We start from the raw sequence: 25,850 nt of genomic DNA, 5'->3' as shown, positions 1-25,850 counted from the left end.
CCATCGAGGGAAACACCATGAGCAAGTCCTTGCGACTGTCCGAAAAGTGGTTCCGCCGCGGCCTCTGGCTGGTGGCCTTCCTGTTCGCCTGGTTCCTCACCGGCCTGGGCAGCACCATCGTCGGCGACCTGCCGCAGGTGGAGCAGGTCCGCACGCTCGAAGACTTCATGGACCCGCAGCGCACGCCCGCGCTCAAGGAAACCATCAAGACCGCTGAGAAGGCCGCCGAAGAGGCTCAGGCCGCGCTGGAGCAGGCCCAGCTGAAGCTGCAGACCGCGCGCGCCGACAACCGCGCCGCGCGCGAAACCTTCGACAACTGGCTGGCCACGCGCAGCGTCACTCAACGGGCCGAGCAGGACCAGGAGGTGCTGCAGCGGACCCGCGAGCTCGACGGGTTGCGCAAGATCGAGCGCGACGCGCTCGCGGCGGTGGAGCAGCAACAGCAGGTGGCGCTGGACGCGCGACAGGCGCAGCAGCGCGCGCAGGCCGAGCTGCGCAGCCTGGAAGATGCGGCGCGGGACATCTATGTGGGGGAACAGCGCGCGCAGGAGCTGCGCGTGTTCGGCTACCGGCTGGCGCTCACCCTGCCGCTGCTGGCGGTGGCCGGGTACCTGTTCAAGAAGCACCGCAAGGGCCCGTCGTGGCCCTTCGTGTGGGGCTTCATCTTCTTCGCGCTGTTTGCCTTCTTCGTCGAGCTGGTGCCCTACCTGCCGAGCTACGGCGGCTATGTGCGCTACATCGTGGGCATCGTGCTGACGGTGATCGGTGGTCGCTATGCGATTGCGGCGCTGCAGCGATACCTGGAGCGGCAGAAGGCGGTCGAGGCGCTGCCCGACACGCAGCGGCGCAAGGAGATGGACTACGACCAGGCACAGGCGCGGCTGGCCAAGAACGTCTGCCCGGGCTGCGAGCGCGCGGTTGACCTCAAAGACGGCAAGACCGATTTCTGCCCGCACTGCGGTCTGTGCCTGTTCGACCGCTGCGGCCACTGCAGCACGCGCAAGAGCGCGTTCGCGCGTTACTGCTTCTCGTGTGGAACCGATGCGAAGGCGACGCCCGAGGCAACCAAGGACGTCGGGCCGCCTACCGCCGCATGATCCGGTTTACTCTGCGCTGCCTTCCAGCTCGGGGTGGGCGCGGTTGAACTGTGCGACGTCGCGGATGTTCTTCTGCACCGCGACGGCGCCAAACAGCGCCAGCAGGAAGGCCATGGCGTAGAAGCCCTTTTCGCTGGCCGCCAGCGTGGCGTTCCACAGGCCGATTGTGAGCAGCAGCACCGCCAGCAGCAGCGACACCCAGCACAGGCTGTAGTAGATGCCGGTCACCGGGATGCCCTCCAGCCGGTCGCGCACCGACTTCTGCAGCGACACCGCCGAGAACAGGCCATACATCAGCAGCGTGAAGTAATAGCCCTTTTCGTTGAGCATCATCTGGGCATTCCACAGGCCCATCAGGTAGACGAGGGAGCCGACCAGCAGGGCGGCCCAGGATGCGCCGATGAAGGCGCCGGTGGGACGCTGGGCGGCGATGGCGGGAGCAGGCATGGAGGTCCTCCGAGGTGTTTGTCGGTGGCGGGACTGTAACGGAAGCTTTCGATGCCGTCCTGCTGGGGCCGGTAGTGCGCCTGCCACCGGGGCGCCAGACCAGCTCGGCGCGATCCGGTCCACTTGCTGCTGCCCGTTTAGATGGGAAATCGGGGGTGAATATTGACTTGATATATGTAAAAACATATAATCCGGCGCTCACCTCATCTTCAACCCGTGCGCGTTCCGAGGCACGGCGTGGGGAGGGCCTTTCGGTTTCACCGGGCCGGCTCTCCTGTGGCACCCGCTGCGGGTGTGGCGTCACGGAACCGCACAGGCCGATTACCTCCACCTGTTCTTCGTCCCTGGCTATGTGGCACCGGCACCGACCGGTGTGACCTCTTCCTGAAGTGCTTCCCCTGTTGGCGATCGGCCGTTCCGCAAGGAGGGCAGTTTCGCCATGTGTGGCATTTCCGGAGACATTCGATTCGACGACCAGCCGGTCGATACCAGCGCGATCCTGCGCATGAACCAGCAACAGGCGCCGCGCGGCCCCGACGGACAGGGCCTGATGGCCTGGGACCGTTTGGCCTTCGGGCACCGGCGCCTGAAGATCATGGACCTGAGCGACGCTGCCCAGCAACCCATGTTCGATCCCGCGCTGGGCGTGGGCATCGTCTTCAACGGCGCGGTCTACAACCACCCCGCGTTGCGCCGGGAGCTGGAGGCCAAGGGCTACACCTTCCATTCCACCGGCGACACCGAGGTGCTGCTCAAGGCCTACCACGCCTGGGGCGAGGACTTCGTCAAGCGCCTCAACGGCATGTTCGCCTTTGCGATCTGGGAGCGCGACAGCGGCCGGGTGCTGCTGGGCCGGGACCGGCTGGGCATCAAGCCCCTGTACCTGGCGCCGGTGCCGGGCGGCCTGCGCTTTGCCTCCACCTTGCCGGCCCTGCTGGCCGCGGGCGGTGTGGACACCGGCATCGACACCGAAGGCCTGCACCACTACCTGTCGCTGCACGCCATCGTGCCCGCGCCGCACACGCTGTTTCGCGGCGTGCGCAAGCTGCCGCCGGCCACGCTGATGTGGGTCGAGCCCGACGGGCGCACGCGCCAGCACCGCTACTGGGCGCTGAACTACGAGCGCAGTGCCGAGGACGAACAGCGGCCGTTCGATGACTGGCGCGACATCCTGCTGGGCGGGCTGCGCGAGTCGGTGCAGCGGCGCCTGGTGGCCGATGTGCCGGTCGGCGCGCTGCTCTCCGGCGGCGTCGATTCGAGCCTGATCGTTGGCCTGATGGCCGAGGCCGGCGTGCCCGACCTGCACACCTACAACGTGGGCTTCGAGGACGTCGGCGGCGAAAAGGGCAACGAGTTCGAATACGCGGACATCGTCGCCCGGCGCTTTGGCACGCGGCACGAGCGCATCTTCGTGCCCGAGTCCGAGCTGCTGCGCCGCCTGCCCGAAGCCATCCACGCCATGAGCGAGCCGATGGTGAGCCACGACTGCATCGGCTTCTACCTGCTGTCCGAGGCGGTGTCGCGCCACAGCAAGGTGGTGCAGAGCGGGCAGGGGGCCGACGAGGTGTTCGGTGGTTACCACTGGTACCCCCGGCTGGCCGAGAGCGAGCGCCCGGTGGACGACTACGCGGCCGCCTTCCTTGACCGCGACCACGCCGAGATGCGCACCGTGGTCGAAGGGGTCTACCTCTCCGGCGACGTGACGCGCGAGTTCATCGCCAAGCATCTGGTGGCGCCCGGGGCCAGCCACCCGGTGGACCAGGCCCTGCGCATGGACACCACGGTGATGCTGGTGGACGACCCCGTCAAGCGCGTCGACAACATGACCATGGCGTTCGGGCTGGAGGCCCGCGTGCCCTTTCTCGACCACGAACTGGTCGAGCTGGCCGCTCGCATCCCGCCGCGCCACAAGCTGGCCCACGGCGGCAAGGGCATCCTCAAGGAGGCGGCGCGCCAGGTCATTCCCAGCGAAGTGATCGACCGCCCCAAGGGCTACTTCCCGGTGCCGGCACTCAAGCACCTGCAGGGCAATGTGCTGGCGATGGTCAAGGACGCGCTGCACAGCCAGGCGGCGCGCGAGCGCGGCCTGTTCCGCGCGGGTTATGTGCGCCGCCTGCTGGACGCTCCAAGCGAACACATCACCCCGCTGCGCGGTTCCAAGCTCTGGCAGCTGGGCCTGCTGGAGCTGTGGTTGCAGTCCCACCTTCGCTGAGGAGCACCGTGCCATGACCATCCAGAAACACGCACAGCGGGCGCTTCGCCTGAGCCGCTCCACCCTGCCGCACGAACCCGGCCCCCGGGAGAACGCCGTGGTCGACTGCGGCTGGGGTCGGCTCATCGGCGGCCACACCTTCGCCGATCCGTCGGACATCGCCCGCGAACTGCTGCAGGAGCAGCCCGGGCGCCGCGACATCGCGTTCTATGTCGACAAGCCGCATGTGGTGGTCTCGTATGCGCCGCAGCAGCTGTTCATCGATCCTTCCGAGACGTTCCGGCTGACGCTCAACGCCTATGTGCCCCAGCGGGCCCGGCGCCAGGGCTTCGTCATCCGCCGTCTGCGTTCACGCGCCGACGTCGCGGCGATCAATGCCATCTACCGCGCCCGGCGCATGGTACCGGTGGACGCGACGAGCCTTTGGGGCCAGCGCGCCGACCGCTGCACGGTGCACGTGCTGGCCGAAGACCTGAAGACCGGCGAGGTGCTGGGGGTGGCGATGGGCGTCGACCACGCGCCGGCTTTCGGGGACACCCAGCCGGGGGCCAGCCTCTGGGCTCTGGCGGTGTTGCCCCAGGCCACGCACCCCGGCATCGGCGAGGCGCTCACGCGCTACCTGGCGGAGCTGTTCCTGGCACGCGGGCGGGCCTTCATGGACCTGTCGGTGCTGCACGACAACCGCTCGGCGATCGCCCTGTACGAGAAGCTGGGCTTCCACAACGTGCCGGTGTTCGCGGTCAAGCGCCGCAACGCCATCAACGCACCCCTGTTCAGCGAGACCGACAGCGGCCACGCCGCCTTCAACCCCTATGCCCGCATCATCATCGACGAGGCCCAGCGGCGGGGCGTGCGCGTCGAGGCGGTGGACGCCGAAAACGGCTACTTCAAGCTCAGCCACGGCGGGCGCAGCGTGGTGTGTCGCGAGTCGCTGTCGGAGCTGACCAGCGCGGTGGCCATGAGCCGCTGTGCCGACAAGCGGGTGACGCTGCGCCTGCTGGCTGGCGCCGGCCTGCGGGTGCCAGCCCAGACGCTGGCCGGCGACACGGCGCACAACGAGCAGTTCCTGCGCACGCACGGCACCATCGTGGTCAAGCCGGTCGACAGCGAGCAGGGCAAGGGGGTGGCCGTGGGCCTGACCTCGATCGAGGACGTGGAGACCGCCGTGGAGGCCGCCAGCCGGTTCGACGAGCGCGTGCTGCTGGAGCAGTTCTGCCAGGGGCAGGACCTGCGCATCGTCGTCATCAACCACCAGGTCGTGGCCGCAGCGATCCGACGTCCGGCCACCATCGAAGGCAACGGCAGCGCGACCATCGCCGAGCTGATCGACAAGCAGAGCCGGCGGCGCGCGGCCGCCACCGGCGGCGAATCGCGCATCCCGGTCGACGGTGAGACGCGGCGTTGCCTGGCCGCGGCCGGTTTCGCGCTCGACGACGTGCTGCCCTACGGCCAGACGCTGGCGGTGCGGCGCACGGCCAACCTGCACACCGGCGGCACCATCCACGACGTCACCGAGCAACTGCACCCCGACCTGCGCCAGGCGGCCGAACACGCCAGCCGCGTGCTCGACATCCCGGTCACCGGGCTGGACTTCCTGGTGTCGGCCGTCGACGGGCCGGACTACGTGATCATCGAAGCCAACGAGCGCCCCGGGCTGGCCAACCACGAACCGCAACCCACCGCACAGCGGTTCATCGACCTGCTGTTCCCCAACACCGCCACCGGAGAGGAGACGCTATGACCCGGAACCCGACCCACCGCCTGCCCGCCCTGGACGAGGCCTATCTGGAAGAAACCCTGCTGCAGCTGCTGGCGATCCCGAGCCCGGTCGGACTGACCGACGCCGTGGTGCGTTACACCGCGGGCAAGCTCGAAGCCCTGGGCATCCCGTACGAGATCACCCGGCGCGGCGCGATCCGTGCCACGCTCAAGGGCCGGGAGAGCCGTCCCGCGCGCGCCATCGTGGCCCACCTGGACACGCTGGGCGCGATGGTGCGTGAACTCAAGGACAACGGCCGGGTGGGCATCGTGCCGATCGGCAGCTGGTCCTCGCGCTTTGCCGAGGGCGGGCGCCTGACGCTGTTCACCGATGGCCAGCAGCTGCGTGGCACCTGCCTGCCGCTGAAGACCTCCGGCCACGCCTTCGGCGACGCCATCGACAGCCAGCCCAACAGCTGGGACCACGTGGAAGTGCGTCTGGACGCACCGTCCGCCGGCCGCAGTGAACTGCAGGCGCTGGGCGTGAACGTGGGCGACTGGATCGCCTTCGATCCGCAGCCCGAGGTGCAGCCGGGCGGCTACATCAACGCGCGCTACCTGGACGACAAGGCGGCGGTGGCGGTGCTGCTGACGGTCTGCAAGGCGGTGAAGGACCACGGCATCGCGCTGCCGGTGGACGTGCACCCGCTGTTCACCATCACCGAAGAGGTCGGCTCCGGCTCGTCGGCTGCGCTGCACGGCGACATCGCCGAAATGGTCAGCCTGGACATCGCGATCGCGGCGCCGGGCCAGAACACCGACGAGCGCGCGGTCACCATCTGTCTGCAGGACATGGCCGGCCCGTTCGACTACCACCTCTCGCACAAGCTCATCAAGCTGGCGCAGGAGCACGGCATCGCGCACCGGCGCGACGTGTTCCGCTTCTACCGCAGCGACTCGGCGGCGGCGGTGGAGGCCGGCAACGACATCCGCACCGCACTGCTCGGCTTCGGCGCCGACGCCTCGCACGCGCAGGAGCGCACGCACTTCGACTCGCTGCGCGCGCTGGGCCAGCTGTGCGTCGGCTACATGGCCTCGGACCCGGTGGCGGCGCGCGATCGCCGCTCCATGGGCTCGCTCGAAGGCTTCACCAAGCAGCTCAACCCCGAGGAGATGCAGGTGCCGGCCACGCCGCTGCCCGATCCGGAGACCTTCCTGGACGCCGATGGCTCGGTGCCGGCCGAGTCAACCTGATCGCGAGCGCTCGGCCTGCACCAGCGGCCACAGCGCCCACAGGCCGAGCGCCGGGCCGAGCGCCAGCCAGGGCACCAGCTGGCCCAGCGGCACGCGGTCGGCCAGCGAGACGAACAGCAGGATGCTGGCGATCGAGATGCCGAAGCCGATGCTGTTGGTCAGCGTCAGCACGCTGCCCACGGCCTGCGGCGGCGCGTTGCGCGCGGTCAGCGTCGAGAACTGCGGCGAGTCGCCCGAGACCGTGACGCCCCAGAGCAGCAGCCAGGCGTAGAACAGTGCGTCGGGCGCGTGCATCGCCCACGGGGCCGCCAGGCAGCACAGCCCGCTGGTGGCCAGTTGCGCGCCGGCCACCCGCGCGCTGCCCCAGCGCAGCGCCACCCAGCCGCCGCCCGCACAGCCGATCACGCCCGCACCGAGCACGAAGAACGCCGTCCACGACAGCGTGGCACCCTGCAGGCGGGTGGCGAGGATCAGCGGCACCAGCACCCACATGGTGTAGAGCTCCCACATGTGGCCGAAGTAGCCCAGCACCGAGCTGCGCACCCGGGCATCGGTCCACAGGGTGGCCAGCGCGCGCCACTGCAGCGTGGTCACGCGCGCCACCGCGCCCGGCGCATCGCCCACCGCCGCATAAAGCAGCACGCCGCCCAGCGCCGCCATCGCCGCCACGCCGAGCATCAGCGTCGGCCAGGGCAGGGTGCCGCTGAGCGCGCGCAGCGCGTGGGCACTGGCCGAGCCCAGCACCAGCGCGCCGATCAGCAGCCCCAGCGCGGCGCCCAGCCCCCGCGTGTACCACTGGGCGGCGATCTTCATGCCGACCGGGTAGATGCCCGCGAGAAAGAAGCCGGTGGCGAAGCGCCAGGCCAGCAGGGCGGTGTAGTCGCTGACCATGGCCCAGGCGCCCACGGTGCAGGCGGCGCCCGCCAGCGCGCACACCAGGAACACCCGGCGCGGGGCGATGCGGTCCGCGATGGCCAGCAGGGCGAAGACCAGGGTGCCGGCGATGAAGCCGAACTGCAGCGACGCGGTGAGCGTGCCCAGCGCGGCGGTGGGCCAGCCCAGCTCGCGCTGCAGGTCGGGCATGACCGCGTTGACCGCAAACCAGAGTGAGGTGCCGGCGAACTGCGCCAGCACCAGCACGGGCAGGACGTGGCGGGGAACGGGGGGCTGGGTCATGGCACCGCAGCTTAGCGGCGGTCCGTCCGGCGTGCCTGCCGCGCGGGTGTCACACGCCGCGCGCGCGGTCGGACTTGAACTGCTGGCGGAAGGCCTCGAAGCGGCCGGCGTCCAGCGCGGCACGTACTTCGGTCATCAGGTTCAGGTAGTAGTGCAGGTTGTGGATGGTGCTGAGCATCGGCCCGAGCATCTCGCCGCAACGGTCCAGGTGGTGCAGGTAGGCACGGCTGAAGCCGTCGCGGCCGCCATCGGCCCAGCTCACGCCGGCCTTGCCGGCACAGGCGTAGCAGGTGCAGGTCGCGTCCAGCGGCTGGTGGTCGGCCTTGTGGCGGGCGTTGCGGATCTTCAGGTCGCCGTACCGGGTGAACAGCGTGCCGTTGCGCGCGTTGCGCGTGGGCATTACGCAGTCGAACATGTCCACGCCGCAGGCCACGCCCTCGACCAGATCCTCCGGCGTGCCCACGCCCATCAGGTAGCGGGGCTTGTGCGCCGGCAGGCGGTGCGGCGTGTGCGCCATGATCTGCAGCATCTGCTCCTTGGGCTCGCCCACGCTGACGCCGCCGATGGCGTAGCCGGGGAAGTCCATCTCCACCAGGGCTTCGAGCGATTCCTGGCGCAGGTGTTCGAACATACCGCCCTGCACGATGCCGAACAGCGCGTTGGGGTTGCCCAGCCGCTCGAACTCGGCCTTGGAGCGCACGGCCCAGCGGCGGCTCATCTCCATGCTCTTGCGCGCCTCGGCCTCGGTGGTGAGATGCCCGTTGGTCTCGTAGGGCGTGCACTCGTCGAGCTGCATGACGATGTCGCTGTTGAGCCCGGTCTGGATCTGCATGCTGACCTCGGGCGACATGAAGAGCTTGTCGCCGTTGACCGGGCTGGCGAAGTGCACGCCCTCTTCGGTGATCTTGCGCATGGCGCCGAGCGACCAGACCTGGAAGCCGCCCGAGTCGGTGAGGATGGGCTTGTGCCACTTCTCGAACGCGTGCAGACCACCGAAGCTTTTCATCACCTCCTGGCCGGGGCGCATCCAGAGGTGGAAGGTGTTGCCCAGGATGATCTGGGCGCCCATGTCTTCCAGGCTCGCGGGCGTGACACCCTTGACGGTGCCGTAGGTGCCCACGGGCATGAAGATGGGGGTCTCCACCACGCCGTGGTTGAGGGTGAGGCGGCCGCGGCGAGCGTGGCCTTCGGTCTTGAGAACGTCGAACTGGAGCATCCGGCGATTGTCGCCGAGCGCTCCAGAAGTCTTTACTTCTTCACCTCGAGAGCAAGGATCCAGGACACCAGCTGGGCCGCGTCGGTCTGGGAAATGGCCACCTTGTTGGGTGGCATCGACAGGCCGGACACCTTGTCCTTCCAGTGGCTCTCGTAGGGACTGGAGCCGGCCAGCACGGTGGCGGTCAGCTGCTGCTGGGCGCCCTTGACGCTCTTGTATTTGGCAGCAACATCGCGCCAGGCCGGGCCGATGGGCGCCATGCCGTTGGGGCCCTTGGCGCCGGGCTCGATGTGGTGGCAGGTCATGCAGCCAGCGCCGGCGGCGAGCTTGAGGGCGGCCTGGTCTTCGGCCGGGCCGGCCCAGGCGGTGGCGGCCAGCAGGGCGGCCGAGCATGCAATCAGGGTGCGTTTCATGGGAGGACTCCGTGGGTTTCTGGGTGGGTGTCCTCAGGCTATCAGTGGCCCCGTGCTGCGACTTGATCCTTGTCAATGCGCCGGGGCTCCGTCTCAGGATGAGACGGGCGGTGGCTGCGGCGCCACGGGGGCCTCAGGGCCCGCTGCCCGCCGGCGTCTCGGGCGCCACCACCAGCACGGTGCGGTTGCGGTCCTCGACGATCCACAGCCAGCCCCTGTGATCGACCGTGATGCCGGCCGGGTTGCCCTGCGGGCGGATGCCGGGCATGACCCGCCAGCCGGAGACGATGTTCTCGCGCGCGCCGGTCGGGCGGCCGTCGGCGCCCAGGCGCCAGGCCACGATGCGGTGGCCCTGGGCGCGGTAGCCGTGCCAGACCGCCAGCAGGCGCCCGCTCCACGGGTGTTCGGGCTGGCCGGCGGCCGCGGGCGGAACGGTCAGCAGCTGCAGCGGCGCCACATGGGCCGGCCAGGCCTGGAACGGTGGGCGGTGGGCCTGGCGGCGGGTGCACGGCGCGCGCTGTTCGTAGCCCTGCGCCGCCACGCTGCGGCCCTGTGCATCGCTGACACAGTAGGGCCAGCCGTAGTGCGCGCCGCGTTCGAGCGCGTTGAGCTCTTCGGCCGGGGCATTGGGGTCGTTGTAGTCGACCGAGTTCTCGGCCTGCCAGAGGCGTTCGGTCTTGCCCGCCGCGTCCTGGGTGAGCGCCAGGCCCAGCGAGTTGCGCAAGCCGGTGGCAAAGGGCTTGGGTGGATGCGGTTTCAGGTCGGGGCCGGTCAGCACGGTCTCGTACACGGCGGCCCGGGGCGACGGTCCCGCGGTCTCGGGGCAGGGCAGGGGTTGCTGCTGCCGGTCGTCCCGGCAGGCGTCGCTGGCCGATCCCATATTGATATAGAGGCGCCCCTTGCGGCCGAAAGCAAGTTCCTTGAGCGGGTGTGCGCCGTCGGCCGGCAGGTCTGTGAGCAGGTCCTCGCGGGCGAAGGTGTCGACCGGTGTGCGCCAGACCGTGCCGGCCTCGCCCACGTAGACCTTGCCGTCGGGGCCGGTCACGAGTCCGTGCGGCCGGTCCAGTCCCCGGGCCAGCACCTGCACCCGGCCCGCTTCGCCCGGCAGTCCATCCACCCGCAGCTCCAGCAGGCGCCCGCGACGAGGCTCCCAGTTGCCCATGTCGGTGATCCAGAAGCGGCCGGGGGACACCTCGATCAGTCGGCGCGGCATCTGCAGGCCATCGCGTGCGTCGGCCACCAGACCCACGCACCAGCCCTTGGGCGCCGTCAGGGCCACGCGGGGGTAGCCGGCGCAGCGGCCCTGGGTGGCGTAGCGGGAGGCTTCGGGCTCCGCCCGTCCCGCGCCGGGGAAGGCGATGAGGCCGGCCAGCGCCAGCGGGAGGCAGCGACGTCGTGTCATCGGGCCATTGTGAACCGCGTGGCGGCCCGCCCAGCCCGTGGCCGGGTCAGCGGGCCGGTGTGGAGGATTCGGCCGAAGGCTCGACCGTGACCGCCGCCGACTCCGTGCGCTCGTCCGAACTGAACCAGCCCCAGGCCAGCAGCAGGGCCAGGCTCACGGACAGCAGCAGGGCGATACCCAGGCGGAACAGCATTTCGATCACGGACAGACTTTCGGCGGCGAGAAGGTGGCCGGTATTGTGCCCGCGCGCCCAGGCCCGTCAGTCGGTCGTGTTCACGGCTGCTGCACAAAAGTCACACCTCAGGGCCTGGCTGTAGCACTTTTGTTGCGAAGCTGGCGACCACTGGATACCTTGTCGCCGTTTCAGGGGCTGTCCACCGCCTCAGCGGCGGTGCCGAAGTGCTGCGCCACCAGGCCGCGCAGCCACTGGTGGCCGGGGTCGCGGTGCAGGTGGGCGTGCCAGAGCTGGGCGATGGTGCTGGCCGGCAGACGCAGCGTCAGCGGCCGGGCCACCAGCGCGTGCGGGCCGGCCAGGCGTTCGGCCAGCCGCTCGGGCACGGTGGCCACCAGGTCGGTGCTGCCCAGCACCTGGCCCAGCGCCACGTAGTGCGGCACGGTCAGCTGCACCTGCCGTGCCACGCCCAGGCGCTGCAGGGCGTCGTCCACCTGGCCGTGGCCGGTGCCGGCCGAGACCACACGCACATGGGCGGCCTGGCGGTACTGGGCGGCGTTCAGCGGCGTATTGTCTGCGGCCAGTGGATGTCCGGCGCGCATCAGCGCCACGTAGCGCTGGCGGAACAGCGCCTGCTGGAAGAAGCCGGCCTGCAACTGTGGCAGCGAGCCCAGGGCCAGGTCCACTCGGCCGGCGGCCATGTCCTCGCGCAGTGCCGCGTCGGCCACCGGCACGCAGCGCAGCGTGACGCCCGGTGCCCCACGCGCCAGCGCGTCCATCAGCACCGGCAGGAAGTAGATCTCGCCCACGTCGGTCATGGCCAGGGTGAAGCAGCGCTCGCTGCGCGCCGGGTCGAAGCTGGCGCGCACGTTCAGCGCACCCTGCAGCCCCCGCAGCGCCTGCGCCACCGGTTCGGCCAGTTGCTGCGCGTAGGGCGTGGGCGCCATGCCGGTGGGTGTGCGCAGGAACAGCTCGTCGTCCAGCAGGTCCCGCAAACGGCGCAGCGCGTTGCTCACGGCCGGCTGGCTCAGGCCCAGCGACTCGGCCACGCGCGAGACCCGGCCGTCCTGCACCAGGCGGTCGAACACCACCAGCAGGTTGAGGTCGATGTCGGTGAGCTTCATGGGGCTAAATATTCAGGTTGTGAATACAGCGTATCACGCCGATTCCCTTGCCGGATGGGTGACCGGCCGCGATCATGCGGCTCACAAGAACACCCACGGAGACAGCCATGTCCGCATCCCCCGATGGCCTGCACTGGGAAGCCGGCGGCACCAGCCGCATCCCGTTTGCCGTCTACACCGACGAGCAGCGCCACCAGCGCGAGCTCGACCGCTTTTTCTACAAAGGCCACTGGTGCTACGTGGGCCTGGAAGCCGAGATCCCTAACGCCGGTGACTTCAAGCGCACCGTGGTTGGCGAGCGCTCGGTCATCATGACCCGCGCCGCCGACGGGCAAATCCACGTGGTGGAGAACGTGTGCGCGCATCGCGGCATGCGCTTCTGCCGCAAGCGCCACGGCAACCAGACCGAGTTTGTCTGTCCGTACCACCAGTGGAGCTACGCGCCGAATGGCGATCTGCAGGGCGTGCCGTTCCGGCGCGGCGTGCGGCAGGACGGCAAGGTCAATGGCGGGATGCCGGCCGACTTCAACCCCAAGGACCACGCGCTCACCAAGCTCAAGGTGGCGGTGCGCGGCGGTGTGGTGTTCGCCTCGTTCGACCACGAGGTGGAATCGCTCGAGGACTACATGGGGCCGACCATCCTCCAGTACTTCGACCGCCTGTTCAATGGTCGCAAGCTCACCATCCTCGGCTACAACCGCCAGCGCATCCCGGGCAACTGGAAGCTGATGCAGGAGAACATCAAGGACCCGTACCACCCCGGCCTATTGCACACCTGGTTCGTCACCTTCGGCCTCTGGCGCGCCGACAACAAGAGCGAGCTGCGAATGGACGCACACCACCGCCACGCGGCCATGGTCTCCACCCGGGGCAGCATGGGCCAGGCCAGCGGCCAGGCCGCGCAGGTCACCCAGGTGTCGAGCTTCAAGGAGAGCATGCAGCTCGAAGACCCGCGCTTCCTGGACATCGTGCCCGAGCCCTGGTGGCAGCTGGGTGAACAGATGCCCACCGCTGTCATGACGACCTTGTTCCCCAGCGTGATCTTCCAGCAGCAGGTCAACAGCGTGAGCACGCGCCACATCCAGCCCGACGGCCACGGTGCCTTCGACTTCGTCTGGACCCACTTCGGCTTCGAGGACGACACGCCCGAGATGACCCAGCGCCGGCTGCGCCAGGCCAACCTGTTCGGTCCGGCCGGTTTCGTGAGCGCCGACGATGGCGAGGTGATCGAGTTCTCGCAACAGGCCTTCGACAGCAAGCCGCAGCACAGGGCGCTCGCCGAGCTGGGCGGGCGCGAGGTAGGCGAGACGGATCACATGGTGACGGAGACGCTGATCCGAGGGATGTACGAATACTGGCGCAAGGTGATGGAAGCGCCTGAGGCTTCGGAAGGCGGTGCCGCATGAGCGCGCTGGACTTCGAGACCTTCCAGGCCCTGCAGGCGCTCTACAGCGACTACGCCTCCGCCGTCGACAGCGGCGACTGGGACCTCTGGCCCACGTTCTTCACGTCGGACTGCGTCTACAAGCTGCAGCCGCGCGAGAACCACGAGCGCGGTTTCCCGCTCTCGACCCTGGCCTTCGACAGCCAGGCCATGCTGCGTGACCGCGTCTACGGCATCAAGGAAACCCTGTTCCACGACCCGTATTACCAGCGGCACGTCGTGGGTGCGCCTGTCGTCCGCCAGACCGACGAGCGGGGCCGGCTGCACTGCGAAGCCAACTACGCGGTCTTCCGCACCAAGCTTGACGGGCCGAGCACGGTGTTCAACGTCGGGAGGTATCTGGACATCGTGGCGAAGACGCCGGATGGGCTGAGGTTCGCCCAGCGCCTGTGCATCTACGACAGCGAAATGATCCCGAATTCCATCATCTACCCCATCTGAACAGGACCGCACCCATGAGCAACTGGACCGACGTGGCCGCCGAGGCCGATCTGTTCGAAGGCGCGGGCATCCCGGTGTCGCCGGGCGGACGCGACATTGCGCTGTTCGCGGTGGACGGCGAAGTGTTCGCCACCGACAACCTCTGCACCCACGGCAACGCCAGGCTGTGCGACGGCTTTGTGGAAGGCCACGAAATCGAATGCCCGTTCCACCAGGGCCGCTTCGACCTGCGCACGGGCGACGCGACGCTCGCGCCCTGCACCCAGCCGATCAAGGTCTGGCCGGTGAAGGTGGAGGGCGGGCGGGTCCTACTGGATCTCGGCTGAGCGCGCCAGCAGCATCGCGTCGCCGTAGCTGAAGAAGCGGTAGCCCTGCGCCACCGCGTGGCGGTACAGCGCCATCACGTGCTCGTAGCCCGCGAAGGCGCTGACCAGCATCATCAGCGTGCTCTTGGGCAGGTGGAAGTTGGTGATCAGCACATCGACCACGCGGAACTCGAAGCCTGGCGTGATGAAGATGTTGGTGTCGCCCTGCAGCTCGCCGGTCTTGGCCCAGCTCTCCAGCGTGCGCACCGTGGTCGTGCCCACCGCAACCACACGGCCGCCGCGCGCGTGGCAGTCGGTGATGGCCTGAACCGTTGCTGGCGGAATGGCGTAGCGCTCGTGGTGCATCACGTGCTCCTCGATGCGCTCGGTCTTCATGGGGGCGAAGGTGCCGGCGCCCACGTGCAGCGTGACGTTGGCGCGCTGCACGCCGCGTGCCTCCAGCGCAGCCAGCACACCTTCGTCGAAGTGCAGCGCGGCGGTCGGTGCGGCCACGGCGCCGGGCACACGCGCGAACACGGTCTGATAACGGCGTTCGTCCTCGGCGTCGTCGCCGTGCGTGATGTAGGGCGGCAGCGGCACATGGCCGTGGCGCGCCATCAGCGTGTACGGGTCTTCGCCCGCCGGGCCTTCGAGGCGCAGTCGGAACAGCTGGCCCTGTTCGTCGGGCCAGCGGCCGATGAACACTGCGTCGAAGCCGCCGCCTTTCAGTCCGCCCGCCAGGTGCAGGCGACCGCCGGGCAGGGGCTTCTTGCTCACACGCAGGTGGCCGACGATCTCGTTGGGCGAGTCGTCCAGCGCCTCGTGCGGCAGCAGCACGCGCTCAATCAGCAGCTCCAGCTTGCCGCCGCTGGCTTTCTCGCCAAACAGACGGGCCTTCACGACTTGTGTGTCGTTGAACACCAGCAGGTCGCCCGGCTGCAGCAGGCCGGGCAACTCCCGGAAGATGCGGTCCACCGGTGCGTCTCCGGTGCCGTCGAGCAGGCGCGAGGCGCTGCGTTCGGCGGCCGGGTGCTGGGCGATCAGGTGCTCAGGGAGGGAAAAATCGAAGTCGGCGACGGTGTAAGTGCGTGCCGCGGAGGAGCTGGTAGAAGTCATGCTGCTTGAGGGCCGGACAGGGCCCGTTCCAAAACAAGGTGAGCCCCCACGCTCCGCCGCTTTGCGGGTCGCTGCCCCCCCGCGGGGGCGCGTTTTGCCTTGGGGCGGCCCGGCGGCAAAACCGGGGGCTCGGGGGAGGGCAGAATTGTCCCATGCCCGACGCCCCGTCCACCGCCCCGCGCAAGGAACTCTCTGCCCCGCAGAAGGCCATGCACAAGCTCGGCCTGGTGCGCGACATCGACTTGGCGCTGCACCTGCCGCTGCGCTACGAGGACGAGACCCGCATCGTGCGCCTGCACGATGCGCGCGACGGCGAGGTGGTGCAGGTCGAGGGCACGGTCACGAAGCAGGACATCCAGTACCGGCCGCGCCGCCAGCTGCTGGTGACGCTGGACGACGGGTCCGACACCTGCACCCTGCGCTTCTTCAGTTTCTACCCGGCGCACCAGAAGACGCTGGCGGTCGGCGCGCGGGTGCGTGTGCGCGGCGAGGTGCGCGGCGGCTTCATGGGCAAGACCATGATGCACCCGGCCTTCCACGCGGCCGGCGGCGAGCTGCCCGAGGCGCTGACCCCCGTCTACCCCACCAGCGCCCAGCTGCCGCAGGCCTACCTGCGCAAGGCGGTGGTGGGCGGCCTCAAACGCGCCGACCTGAGCGAAACCCTGCCGCAGCCGGTGCTGACCTCGCTGCAGGACACGCTGCGCGGGTTGCGCGCGCCGCTGATGTCGCTGCGCCAGGCGCTGGAATACCTGCACCACCCCGGGCCGGACGTGTCGATGGGCGCGCTGGAAGACCGCAGCCACCCGGCCTGGCAGCGCCTGAAGGCCGAGGAGCTGCTGGCCCAGCAACTCTCGCAGCTGCAGGCCAAGCGCGAGCGCGACGCGCTGCGCGCTCCGGCGCTGAAGACGGCACCCGGCGGCCTGCACGAGCAGCTGCTGGCGGCCCTGCCATTCGCTCTGACGGTCGCCCAGCGCCGCGTCGGTGAAGAGATCGCGCGCGATCTGCAGCGCCAGGTGCCCATGCACCGGCTGCTGCAGGGCGACGTGGGTTCGGGCAAGACGGTGGTGGCCGCGCTGGCTGCAGCGATCGCCATCGACAGCGGCTGGCAGTGTGCGCTGATGGCACCCACCGAGATCCTGGCCGAGCAGCATTTCGCCAAGCTCATCGGCTGGCTGGAGCCGCTGCTCGAACCGCTCGGCAAGCGCGTGGCCTGGCTCACCGGGAGCCAGAAGAAAAAGCAGCGCACGGAAATGCTGGAACTCATCGCCAGCGGTGAGGCGGCGCTGGTGGTGGGCACGCATGCTGTGATCCAGGACCAGGTGCAGTTCCGCAACCTCGCGCTGGCCATCATCGACGAGCAGCACCGGTTCGGGGTCGCGCAGCGGCTGGCGCTGCGCAGCAAGATGGGGGGCGCCGAGCTGGGTGCGGGCGAACCGCACCTTCTGATGATGTCGGCCACGCCGATTCCCAGAACCTTGGCGATGAGCTACTACGCCGACCTCGACGTCTCGACCATCGACGAGCTGCCACCCGGCCGTACGCCCATCGTGACCAAGGTGGTGTCCGACAGCCGCCGCCACGAGGTGATCGAGCGCATCCGCGCCCAGGTGGCCGAGGGCCGGCAGGTCTACTGGGTCTGCCCGTTGATCGAGGAGAGCGAGGCGATCGACCTGTCGAACGCCACCGAGACCCACGCCGAGTTGTCCCAGCTGCTGCCCGGCGTGCTGGTCGGCCTGCTGCACTCGCGCATGCCGGTGGCCGAGAAGAAGGCGGTGATGAGCCTGTTCAGCGGCGGCCACATGGGCGTGCTGGTCTCGACCACGGTGATCGAAGTGGGCGTGGACGTGCCCAACGCCTCGCTGATGGTGATCGAGCACGCCGAGCGCTTTGGCCTCTCGCAGCTGCACCAGCTGCGGGGCCGTGTCGGCCGGGGCGCCGCAGCATCGGCCTGCGTGCTGCTCTACACACCCAACGAAGGCGGCCGGCTGGGCGAGACCGCGCGCGAGCGCCTCAAGGCCATGGCCGAGACCAACGACGGCTTCGAGATCGCCCGCCGCGATCTGGAGATCCGTGGCCCCGGCGAGTTCCTCGGCGCCCGCCAGTCCGGCGCGCCGCTGCTGCGCTTCGCCGACCTGGCGACCGACACCCACCTGCTCGAATGGGCCCGTGAGGCGGCGGCCGAGATGCTCACCCGCTACCCCGAAGCCGCTGAGCGGCATGTGGGGCGCTGGCTGGGCACCAAGGCCGAGTATTTAAAGGCCTGAGATTCAGCGCTTGGTAGAGGCGATGGTCATATCGAGGCTCGTTGGGAAGCCATCGGGGCCGGAGGGTGAGCCTTCTGGAGACTCAAACCATTGGTTTCCTGTCACGTAGTACACATCCTTCGATGCGTCGTCGCCGAGCGTTTCGGTGACTTGGTCAACCGTTTTTCCATCAATTTCAGCGGTTCCATGGATGGTGACCGCCGCCTGAAGCGTGATGGTGGAATACGGAGCGCCCGAGCAGCTGGTGTTCCTGAAAATGCGCCAAGTCAAAGGCCCGGACACCGAGTTGCTGCTTGCTTTGCTCAATGTCACTTCACCAAGGACAGAGATCGAGCCATCGACCTCGCAAGGGATGTCCCATGTCCCAACATATTTGTCGGCGGGAGCAGCGTCGTCGCCACCACCCCCGCAGGCGGTCAGCAAGATCGACAAAGACATGGCAGTGAGCGGAGCACGAAGCGTGAACATGAATCCTCCTGATGGATCTGATTGGACGTGTTACCGAATGCAACACGAACAAATCTTAGCCTAGGCGTGAGCTCCAATTCATCCCCAACTGGCATGAAAGCGAGTCGGCGCAAAATACAGCCATGACCCTGACGGAACTGAAATACATCGTGGCCGTGGCGCGCGAAAAGCACTTCGGCAAGGCCGCCGAGGCCTGTTTCGTGTCGCAGCCCACGCTGTCCGTGGCGATCAAGAAGCTCGAAGAGGAGCTGGAGCTCAAGATCTTCGAACGCAATGCCAGCGAGATCGCGGTCACGCCGCTGGGCGAGCAGATCGTGCGCCAGGCGCAGACCGTGCTGGAGCAGGCCGCGGCGATCAAGGAGATCGCCAAGCGCGGCAAGGACCCGCTGGCCGGGCCACTCAAGCTGGGCGTGATCTACACCATCGGTCCCTACCTGCTGCCCAATCTGGTGCGCCAGGTCATCGAGCGCACACCGCAGATGCCGCTGATGCTGCAGGAGAACTTCACCGTCAAGCTGCTGGAGCAGCTGCGCCTGGGCGAGATCGACTGCGCCATCCTGGCCGAGCCCTTTCCGGACACCAACCTCGCGATCGCGCCGCTGTACGACGAGCCCTTCATGGCCGCCGTGCCCGCCAGCCACCTGCTGGCCAAGCGCAAGGCCATCACCACCGACGAGATCAAGAACGAGACCATGCTGCTGCTGGGCACGGGGCACTGCTTCCGCGACCACGTGCTGGAGGTCTGCCCCGAGTTCGCGCGCTTCTCCAGCGACACCGAGGGCATCCGCAAGAGCTTCGAGGGCTCCTCGCTGGAGACCATCAAGCACATGGTGGCCGCCGGCATGGGCGTCACCCTGGTGCCGCGCCTGTCGGTGCCGCGCTCGGCGCTCGACGGTTCGGCCGACAACTCGCAGGACCTGGGCGACGCCTCCTTTGTGCACTACCTGCCGTTCGACGGCGACCCGCCGACGCGGCGGGTGGTGCTGGCCTGGCGGCGCAGCTTCACGCGCTACGAGGCCATCGCCGAACTGCGCAACGCCATCTACGCCTGCGAGCTGCCAGGCGTGAAAAGACTTTCTTGAGATCCCCCCTGCGCCGCTGCGCGTCTTCCCCCCAGGGGGACCACACCAGCAGCCCGGCAAAGCCGGTTCTGCGGTGTGCCTCGACAAAACAACTGCCGTGACCTCTCGCCTGAATCTCTACCTCGACCTGATCCGCTGGAACCGGCCCGCCGGCTGGCTGCTGCTGCTCTGGCCCTCGCTGTCGGCGCTGTGGATCGCGGCCCAGGGTTTTCCAGGCTGGCACCTGCTGGTGGTGTTCGTGCTGGGCACCATCCTCATGCGCAGCGCGGGCTGCTGCGTGAACGACGTGGCCGACCGCGAGTTCGACAAGCACGTCAAGCGCACCGCGCAACGCCCCGTGACCAGCGGGCGCGTGGGCGTCAAAGAGGCGCTGGCGGTGGGCGGCGTGCTGGCCTTCGTGGCCTTCCTGCTGGTGCTGACCACCAACACCGCGACCATCGCCTGGTCGGTGCTGGGCCTGGTGCTGTCGCTGATCTATCCGTATGCCAAGCGCCACGTCTCCATGCCGCAGGCCGTGCTGGGCGTGGCCTTCAGCTTCGGCATCCCGATGGCGTTCGCGGCGGTGACGGAAAGCGTGCCCTGGCAAGCCTGGGCGCTGATGGCGGGCAACCTGTTCTGGGTGCTCGCGTACGACACCGAATACGCCATGGTCGACCGCGACGACGACCTGAAGATCGGCATGAAGACCTCGGCCATCACGCTGGGCGACGCCGACGTGCCGGCGATCACCGCGTTCTACCTGGTGTTCCTGGGCGTCTGGACCGCCGTGCTCTGGAGCCTGGTGAACCCCGTGGTCTGGGGCGCCATGCTGCTGGTGGCGCTGGCCCAGGTGGTCTGGCATGTCCTGCTCATCAAGGACCGCACCCGCGACGGCTGCTTCAAGGCCTTCCGCCTGAACCACTGGTTGGGGTTCACGGTGTTTGTGGGCGTGGTGCTCGGCCTGGTTTGACGTGCGCCGCGTTTCGGTTGTGACGCTACTTTGGCCGAAAGTCTTCCAAAGCCACAACCCTAGGCCCTAGGGTGTGATCTCAATAGACTCAAATCGCCGCGTCTGGATTTCGGTTCCGCCAAATGCTGCAGGTTTCTCTGATCGGACGAGGAGAAACATCCGGACCTCGGGGTGCCATACATAGACGGTGATGGTCTCGCCGGGAGCGTGGCTGCGTTTTGATATGCAGGAGACTTGCGTCAATGGGCCGGTGAGCGCGGGGCCAAATGTGCCACCGTCAAACGTGCCATCTTTCTTGCATACGATCTGACGTTCATAGGTCACTGCCTTCAGAAGCGAAGTCTGTGGGTCGACCGGTGCAATCCGGGATTGGTCCACTGCAAGCGATGAGCCTTCCCCCGTTGGAAATGCTCCCGTCATCACGGCAGATTGTGCGTGAGCGGTATCGACCAGCCACCCGAACTCGGCCAGCAACGCGTGAACAACTGGCGCAATGACTCGATGCTTGGTATGCACCTGCAGGATGTTGCGATAGCTCAGTAAATGCTCCTGATACGTCGGGTTCGGCGCGCCACCGTCATACCAATCGTCAGACCGACGGATCCAACCTCCACCAATATGTTCGGCAGTTTGATGAACTTTGCTCTCGGCGCGATCGCCGTGAACCTCAGTGGTGAGGTTCACTCGATACTCCACCCGCCGTGCAGGTGGGCCAGAGAAACTGCCCTCAAGTGCGGCAGTCGACTGAACTACAGACGTCGGCAAAGACTCAATTTCAATGGGTCGCTCCCGATAGAACCAAGCAGCAACTGCGCTGGCGACCGCTAGCAAAGCAGGAAGCAGCCACCAGAATTTGAGCAAGAAGGGTGAGGGCTTGTCTGACACTGTGAATCACCTATGGCTTTCGGCATTGCCGTCAACCAGGATTCTGGAGCAGATACGCGAGCGCATTCGGTGCATTCACTGTAGCTTCGGCTCTGAGCAGTTGTTCGGCTGAAGCGCCGCTTTAGAGAGACAGCGTGAACGGCAGCAAAGGGTCGCTTCTGGTCTTCGCCCGCCACTTCCGTTGCGGATGCGGTGTGCTCTGCGCAGCTGCATAAAGGAGGAGGCGGCATTAGCCGCCGGGGGACAGCCGCGGAGCAGAGTGCACTGCATCCGCGAGCCGCGCAGAGACTACTTGCCGAACTCTGCGCCCAGTTCAGCAGCGCGGGTCTGGGCCGCGACCAGGGCTTTTTCAAACAGCGCCTTCATGTCCGACGCCTCCATCGAGGTGATCGCCGCGTAGGTCGTGCCGCCCTTGGACGTGACGCGCTCGCGCAGCACCTGTGGCGGGTCTTCCGAGCGCTGGGCCAGCGTGGCCGCGCCGACGAAGGTGCCCACCGCCAGTTGGTATGCCACGTCGGGCGCCAGGCCCATGCGGGCACCCGCGTCGCGCATGGCTTCGAGGAAATAGAACACGTAGGCCGGGCCGGAGCCCGAGAGCGCGGTCACGGCGTCCAGGTCCGTTTCGACGTTGACCCAGACCAGTTCGCCGGTGGTGCGCACCACGCGCTCGACAAGGACCTTGTCGTCGGCGGTCACTGCGGGGCGTGCCATCAGGCCGGTCATGCCCAGGCCGACCAGCGCGGGCGTGTTGGGCATGGCACGCACGATGCGTTCGGTGCCCAGCCAGGCGGCGATGCTGTCGCTGGTAATGCCGGCAGCCACGCTCAGGTGCAGCGCGCCTTCGACATGGGCGCGGGCCGTGGCGGCGGCGTCCTTGAAGGTCTGCGGCTTGACGGCCCAGACCACGAGATCGGAGGGCTTCAGTTCTCCACTGGCAGCGGCCAGCACGGTCATGCCGGGGAACTGCTGCGCGAGTTTCGCGCGCTGCTCGTCCCAGGGCTCGACCACCTGCAGGGCGCTGGTCGGGTGGCCCTGGCGGACCAGGCCGCCGATGATGGCGCTGGCCATGTTGCCGCCGCCGATGAAGGTGATGAGGGGATGGGTGGACGTGTTCATGCCGGAATTGTCGCCGCCCCCGGCGCTTAGGGCGCTGTCGTCTGCCTGACCGCGTGTTCCCATTCGGCCATCTTCTCGGCCGCGCGTTCCCGCGAGAGCGTCGGGTGGAACACGCGCTCGGCGCGCCACTGTTTCGAGAGCTCGTCCAGCCCGGCGTAGACGCCGCACTGCAGGCCCGCGAGGTAGGCCGCACCCAGCGCGGTGGTCTCGATCACCGCCGGTCGCACCACCGGGATGCCGAGCAGGTCGGCCTGGATCTGCATCAGCAGGTCGTTGACGCAGGCGCCGCCATCCACCCGCAGCTCGGCCACCGGTACACCGCCGCTGGCCACTGCGTCACGACTCATGGCGTCGAGCAGGGCGGCGCTCTGGAAGGCGATGCTCTCCAGCGCGGCGCGCGCGATGTGGGCGATGGTGCTGCCGCGCGTGAGGCCGACGATGGCGCCGCGGCTCTCGGGCTGCCAGTAGGGCGCGCCCAGGCCGGTGAAGGCCGGCACCATGATCACGCCGCCGGCGTCGGGCACGCTTTCGGCCAGCGCCTGCACCTCGCTGCTGGACGGGATCGCACGCAGGCCGTCGCGCAGCCACTGCACCACCGCGCCGCCGATGAACACGCTGCCTTCGAACGCGTATTGCGGCTTGCCGGGTGGCTGCGCGGCGGCGGTGGTGATCAGGCCGTTCTGGCTGGTCTGGAAGCGCTCGCCGTTGTGCATCAGCATGAAGCAGCCGGTGCCGTAGGTGTTCTTGGCCATGCCGGCGGTGAAGCAGGCCTGGCCGAACAGCGCGCTCTGCTGGTCGCCGGCCACGCCGCCGATCACCAGCGGCCCGCCGAGCCACTCGGGGCGCACCTCGCCGAAGTGGGCGCTGGAGGGCAGGGCGGTGGGCATCATGGCCGCAGGAATCGTCATGGCCGCCAGCAGCTCCTCGTCCCAGCGCTGGGTGTGGATGTTGAACAGCATGGTGCGCGCGGCATTGCTGTGGTCGGTCGCATGCGCCGCACCACCGGTGAGCTGCCAGATCAGCCAGCTGTCGACGGTGCCGAAGGCGAGCTCGCCGGCTTCCGCCTGCGCTCGCGCGCCGGGCACGTGGTCCAGGATCCATTGCAGCTTGGTGCCCGAGAAGTAGGCGTCAATGCGCAGGCCGGTCTTCTGCAGCACGGGTTCGCTCAGGCCACGCTCGCGCAATGCGGCGCAGGTGGACTCGGCGCGCCTGTCCTGCCAGACGATGGCGTTGTAGACCGGCTCGCCGGTCTTGCGGTTCCATACCACCGTGGTCTCGCGCTGGTTGGTGATGCCCACGGCGCGGATGTCGGCCGCCTTCAGGCCGGCCTTGGCCAGCGCCTCGCGCGCCGTTTCCAGCTGCGTGGTCCAGAGGTCGCGCGGGTCGTGCTCGACCCAGCCGGGCTGCGGGTAGATCTGGCGGAACTCGCGCTGCGCCATGGCGACCACGTGGCCGTCCTGGTCGAACACGATGCTGCGCGAACTGGAGGTGCCCTGGTCCAGGGCCAGCAGGTAACTCATGGTGTGTCTCGTCTCTGGTCTTGTTGAATATTCCAGGTGGCCTCGCGACCCGCCACCACGCACTCCACGTCGCCCTGGGTCAGCAGCGCGTCGAAGGGCGGCGGGGGCGGTTCGTCGGTGAACAGCACGTCCACCTCGTCCAGTCGCGCCAGCTCCACCATGGCCGGGCGGTTGAACTTGCTGTGGTCGGCCGCCAGCCAGACCTCACGCGACTGGCCGATGATGGTTCGCGCCACCTTGACCTCGCGGTAGTCGAAATCGCGCAGCGTGCCGTCGGCCTCGATGCCGCTGATGCCGATCAGGCCGATGTCGACCTTGAACTGGCGCATGAAGTCCACCGTGGCTTCGCCGACGATGCCCTGGTCGGCACCACGCACCTGGCCGCCGGCCACGATCACCTCGCAGCTGGGGTTGGCGCTCAGCAGGGCGGCCACGTGGAGGTTGTTGGTGATGACGCGCAGCCCTTGGTGCTGCATCAGCTCGCGCGCCACGGCCTCGATGGTGGTGCCGATGTTCAGGATCAGCGAGCAGCCGTTGGGCACGCGCTGGGCGATGGCCCGGGCGATGCGGTTTTTGGCCTCGGACTCCATGGCCTGGCGCTGGCGGTAGGCGATGTTCTCGGTGGTGGAGCCGGGTAGCCGCACGCCGCCGTGAAAGCGCGAGAGCAGGCCGGCTTCGGCCAGGCGCTGCACATCACGGCGCACCGTCTGCAGCGTGACGCCAAAGCGCTCCGCCAGGGCTTCGATGCTCTGCGGGCCGTGGGTGCGCACCACGTCCAGCAGGTGGGTGTGTCGGGGGGCCAGGTTCATGGACGTTTTGCGGTCGGGGGTCTCGGTGCTCCGAACATAACGGAAAAGGAAATGCTGGCTGTTAAGGGTAAATACCGAACCAAGAAGAACAAAAACGAACAATAGAATCGGTGAAACGAAAATAAAACAACAGGCCTGCGGGCCCTCTTCTGGACAACGAATGCAGCTATCCCTGGAGCAGGTGGGCAAGACGGTCGGGCCTTCGGTCCACCTCCACCCCATGAGTCTGAGTCCGGCGCCGGATGCCGTCACGGTGCTGCTGGGCGCCACGCAGGCGGGCAAGACCAGCCTGATGCGCGTCATGGCCGGTCTGGACGTGCCGACCAGCGGACGCGTGCTGGTGGACGGGCGAGATGTCACCGGCACTCCGGTGCGCGAGCGCAACGTGGCCATGGTCTACCAGCAGTTCATCAATTACCCGTCGATGACGGTGTTCGACAACATCGCTTCGCCGCTCAAACTCGGTGGCCGTTCGCGGGACGAGATCGACCGGCGCGTGCGCGAGCTGGCGGCGCGGCTGCACATCGAGGTGTTTCTCGACCGTCTGCCGGCCGAACTCTCGGGCGGGCAGCAGCAGCGTGTGGCGCTGGCGCGCGCGCTGGCCAAGAACGCGCCCCTGATGCTGCTGGACGAGCCGCTGGTGAACCTGGACTACAAGCTGCGCGAGGAGCTGCGCGAAGAACTGACCCAGCTGTTCGCCGCCGGCGACTCCACCGTGGTCTACGCCACGACCGAGCCGGGTGAGGCGCTGCTGCTGGGCGGCTACACCGCGGTGCTCGACCAGGGCGAGTTGCTGCAGTACGGCCCCACGGCCGAGGTGTTCCACCGCCCGAAGTCGCTGCGCGTGGCGCGCGCCTTCAGCGATCCGCCGATGAACCTGCTGGCCGCCGAGGTGGCCCAGGGCGGCGCGCAGCTCAACGGCGGCCCGCTGCTGGCGGTGGATCTGCCGCAACACGCCACCCGCGCGCTGACCCTGGGCATCCGCGCCAGTGCCGTGCGCGTGGCGCCGCGCCCGGGCGATGTGGCCCTGGCCGGTCAGGTCGAGCTGGCCGAAATCTCCGGCTCCGACACCTTCGTGCACGTGCACACGGCGGTCGGCGAGATCGTGGCCCAGCTCACCGGCGTGCACGACTTCGCCCTGGGCAGCGCGATCACGCTGCATGTGAACCCGGCGCAGGTCTACGCCTTCGACCAGTCTGGCGACCTGCTGGTGGCCCCGCAACGCGCGAAGGGAGCCTGA

General features: G+C 68.3%; 24 protein-coding genes. 11 read left to right on the top strand and 13 right to left on the bottom strand.

What is annotated here, in order from left to right:
- Positions 1–17 precede the first annotated feature (17 nt).
- On the top strand, positions 18–1,097 hold the full coding sequence (locus ACFOPI_RS13365; protein ID WP_382174561.1) for a serine endopeptidase: 1,080 nt from the start codon (positions 18–20) through the stop codon (positions 1,095–1,097).
- A gap of 6 nt (positions 1,098–1,103) precedes the next feature.
- Here the strand turns inward: ACFOPI_RS13365 and yiaA are convergent, their stop codons facing one another.
- Positions 1,104–1,544: an inner membrane protein YiaA gene (gene yiaA, locus ACFOPI_RS13360; RefSeq protein WP_382174559.1), complete on the bottom strand. Its 441-nt coding sequence runs from the start codon at positions 1,542–1,544 to the stop codon at positions 1,104–1,106.
- 439 nt (positions 1,545–1,983) lie between these two features.
- Here yiaA and ACFOPI_RS13355 point away from each other — a divergent pair, with 439 nt between their 5' ends.
- Genes ACFOPI_RS13355 through ACFOPI_RS13345 form a run of 3 tightly spaced genes read left to right on the top strand, consistent with a single transcriptional unit; the run spans position 1,984 to position 6,708 of the window.
- Entirely contained in the window at positions 1,984–3,756 is a 1,773-nt protein-coding gene (locus ACFOPI_RS13355) for an N-acetylglutaminylglutamine amidotransferase (RefSeq protein ID WP_382174557.1), read from the top strand.
- A gap of 13 nt (positions 3,757–3,769) precedes the next feature.
- Positions 3,770–5,497: an N-acetylglutaminylglutamine synthetase gene (gene ngg, locus ACFOPI_RS13350; RefSeq protein ID WP_382174555.1), complete on the top strand. Its 1,728-nt coding sequence runs from the start codon at positions 3,770–3,772 to the stop codon at positions 5,495–5,497.
- Positions 5,494–6,708, top strand: a complete 1,215-nt coding sequence (locus ACFOPI_RS13345; protein WP_382174553.1) for an osmoprotectant NAGGN system M42 family peptidase — start codon at positions 5,494–5,496, stop codon at positions 6,706–6,708. Before ngg ends, ACFOPI_RS13345 begins: the two co-directional genes overlap by 4 nt.
- On the opposite strand, the gene ACFOPI_RS13340 is transcribed toward ACFOPI_RS13345, so the two are convergent.
- The 6 genes from ACFOPI_RS13340 to ACFOPI_RS13315 all read right to left on the bottom strand — a co-directional run bounded on the left by ACFOPI_RS13340 (position 6,700) and on the right by ACFOPI_RS13315 (position 12,211).
- Positions 6,700–7,884, bottom strand: a complete 1,185-nt coding sequence (locus ACFOPI_RS13340) for an MFS transporter (RefSeq protein WP_382174551.1) — start codon at positions 7,882–7,884, stop codon at positions 6,700–6,702. The genes ACFOPI_RS13345 and ACFOPI_RS13340 overlap by 9 nt on opposite strands.
- A gap of 49 nt (positions 7,885–7,933) precedes the next feature.
- Positions 7,934–9,100 (bottom strand): tRNA guanosine(34) transglycosylase Tgt, encoded by a 1,167-nt coding sequence (tgt, locus tag ACFOPI_RS13335; RefSeq protein WP_382174549.1) that lies wholly within the window; start codon positions 9,098–9,100, stop codon positions 7,934–7,936.
- Positions 9,101–9,132: 32 nt separating this feature from the next.
- Positions 9,133–9,513: a c-type cytochrome gene (locus ACFOPI_RS13330; protein ID WP_382174547.1), complete on the bottom strand. Its 381-nt coding sequence runs from the start codon at positions 9,511–9,513 to the stop codon at positions 9,133–9,135.
- Positions 9,514–9,646: 133 nt separating this feature from the next.
- The gene (locus ACFOPI_RS13325; RefSeq protein ID WP_382174545.1) at positions 9,647–10,915 is read right to left on the bottom strand and encodes a PQQ-dependent sugar dehydrogenase; all 1,269 of its coding nucleotides are present in this window, start codon (positions 10,913–10,915) and stop codon (positions 9,647–9,649) included.
- A gap of 46 nt (positions 10,916–10,961) precedes the next feature.
- The gene (locus ACFOPI_RS13320; protein ID WP_382174543.1) at positions 10,962–11,117 is read right to left on the bottom strand and encodes a hypothetical protein; all 156 of its coding nucleotides are present in this window, start codon (positions 11,115–11,117) and stop codon (positions 10,962–10,964) included.
- A 161-nt stretch (positions 11,118–11,278) separates the two neighbouring features.
- Positions 11,279–12,211 (bottom strand): LysR family transcriptional regulator, encoded by a 933-nt coding sequence (locus ACFOPI_RS13315; protein WP_382174541.1) that lies wholly within the window; start codon positions 12,209–12,211, stop codon positions 11,279–11,281.
- Positions 12,212–12,318: 107 nt separating this feature from the next.
- On the opposite strand from ACFOPI_RS13315, the gene ACFOPI_RS13310 reads away from it, so the two are divergent.
- The 3 genes from ACFOPI_RS13310 to ACFOPI_RS13300 are packed head-to-tail and all read left to right on the top strand — an operon-like array spanning position 12,319 to position 14,422.
- Complete coding sequence (locus ACFOPI_RS13310) at positions 12,319–13,617, top strand: aromatic ring-hydroxylating dioxygenase subunit alpha (protein WP_382174540.1); 1,299 nt, start codon at positions 12,319–12,321, stop codon at positions 13,615–13,617.
- Positions 13,614–14,096 carry an aromatic-ring-hydroxylating dioxygenase subunit beta gene (locus tag ACFOPI_RS13305; protein WP_382174538.1) on the top strand — a complete coding sequence of 161 codons (483 nt, stop codon included), beginning with the start codon at positions 13,614–13,616 and terminating at the stop codon, positions 14,094–14,096. The genes ACFOPI_RS13310 and ACFOPI_RS13305 overlap by 4 nt, the downstream gene beginning before the upstream one ends.
- Positions 14,097–14,110: 14 nt before the next feature.
- Positions 14,111–14,422, top strand: a complete 312-nt coding sequence (locus tag ACFOPI_RS13300; RefSeq protein ID WP_382174536.1) for a non-heme iron oxygenase ferredoxin subunit — start codon at positions 14,111–14,113, stop codon at positions 14,420–14,422.
- Here ACFOPI_RS13300 and queA read toward each other — a convergent pair.
- Positions 14,405–15,517, bottom strand: a complete 1,113-nt coding sequence (gene queA, locus ACFOPI_RS13295) for a tRNA preQ1(34) S-adenosylmethionine ribosyltransferase-isomerase QueA (protein WP_382174534.1) — start codon at positions 15,515–15,517, stop codon at positions 14,405–14,407. The genes ACFOPI_RS13300 and queA overlap by 18 nt on opposite strands.
- 152 nt (positions 15,518–15,669) lie before the next feature.
- Here queA and recG point away from each other — a divergent pair, with 152 nt between their 5' ends.
- Positions 15,670–17,781: an ATP-dependent DNA helicase RecG gene (gene recG / locus ACFOPI_RS13290; RefSeq protein ID WP_382174532.1), complete on the top strand. Its 2,112-nt coding sequence runs from the start codon at positions 15,670–15,672 to the stop codon at positions 17,779–17,781.
- A gap of 3 nt (positions 17,782–17,784) precedes the next feature.
- Here recG and ACFOPI_RS13285 read toward each other — a convergent pair whose 3' ends face one another.
- On the bottom strand, positions 17,785–18,249 hold the full coding sequence (locus ACFOPI_RS13285; protein ID WP_382174531.1) for a hypothetical protein: 465 nt from the start codon (positions 18,247–18,249) through the stop codon (positions 17,785–17,787).
- A gap of 122 nt (positions 18,250–18,371) precedes the next feature.
- Here ACFOPI_RS13285 and ACFOPI_RS13280 point away from each other — a divergent pair, with 122 nt between their 5' ends.
- Complete coding sequence (locus tag ACFOPI_RS13280) at positions 18,372–19,331, top strand: hydrogen peroxide-inducible genes activator (RefSeq protein WP_382174529.1); 960 nt, start codon at positions 18,372–18,374, stop codon at positions 19,329–19,331.
- Between the two features lie 97 nt (positions 19,332–19,428).
- On the top strand, positions 19,429–20,280 hold the full coding sequence (gene ubiA, locus ACFOPI_RS13275) for a 4-hydroxybenzoate octaprenyltransferase (RefSeq protein ID WP_382174527.1): 852 nt from the start codon (positions 19,429–19,431) through the stop codon (positions 20,278–20,280).
- A 66-nt stretch (positions 20,281–20,346) separates the two neighbouring features.
- Here ubiA and ACFOPI_RS13270 read toward each other — a convergent pair whose 3' ends face one another.
- From ACFOPI_RS13270 to ACFOPI_RS13255, 4 genes are all read right to left on the bottom strand, one after another.
- Positions 20,347–20,964: a hypothetical protein gene (locus ACFOPI_RS13270; RefSeq protein ID WP_382174525.1), complete on the bottom strand. Its 618-nt coding sequence runs from the start codon at positions 20,962–20,964 to the stop codon at positions 20,347–20,349.
- A 489-nt stretch (positions 20,965–21,453) separates the two neighbouring features.
- On the bottom strand, positions 21,454–22,281 hold the full coding sequence (gene proC, locus ACFOPI_RS13265) for a pyrroline-5-carboxylate reductase (RefSeq protein WP_382174523.1): 828 nt from the start codon (positions 22,279–22,281) through the stop codon (positions 21,454–21,456).
- 26 nt (positions 22,282–22,307) lie between these two features.
- Positions 22,308–23,801, bottom strand: coding sequence for a glycerol kinase GlpK (gene glpK / locus ACFOPI_RS13260; RefSeq protein WP_382174521.1), 1,494 nt, complete (start codon positions 23,799–23,801; stop codon positions 22,308–22,310).
- The gene (locus ACFOPI_RS13255; RefSeq protein ID WP_382174519.1) at positions 23,798–24,610 is read right to left on the bottom strand and encodes a DeoR/GlpR family DNA-binding transcription regulator; all 813 of its coding nucleotides are present in this window, start codon (positions 24,608–24,610) and stop codon (positions 23,798–23,800) included. The genes glpK and ACFOPI_RS13255 overlap by 4 nt, the downstream gene beginning before the upstream one ends.
- Positions 24,611–24,770: 160 nt before the next feature.
- On the opposite strand from ACFOPI_RS13255, the gene ACFOPI_RS13250 reads away from it, so the two are divergent.
- Complete coding sequence (locus ACFOPI_RS13250) at positions 24,771–25,850, top strand: ABC transporter ATP-binding protein (RefSeq protein ID WP_382174517.1); 1,080 nt, start codon at positions 24,771–24,773, stop codon at positions 25,848–25,850.

It is taken from the genome of Hydrogenophaga luteola (assembly GCF_042648585.1).
Classification (GTDB): domain Bacteria; phylum Pseudomonadota; class Gammaproteobacteria; order Burkholderiales; family Burkholderiaceae_C; genus Hydrogenophaga; species Hydrogenophaga luteola.
This window is presented reverse-complemented; position numbering and strand designations above follow the sequence as displayed.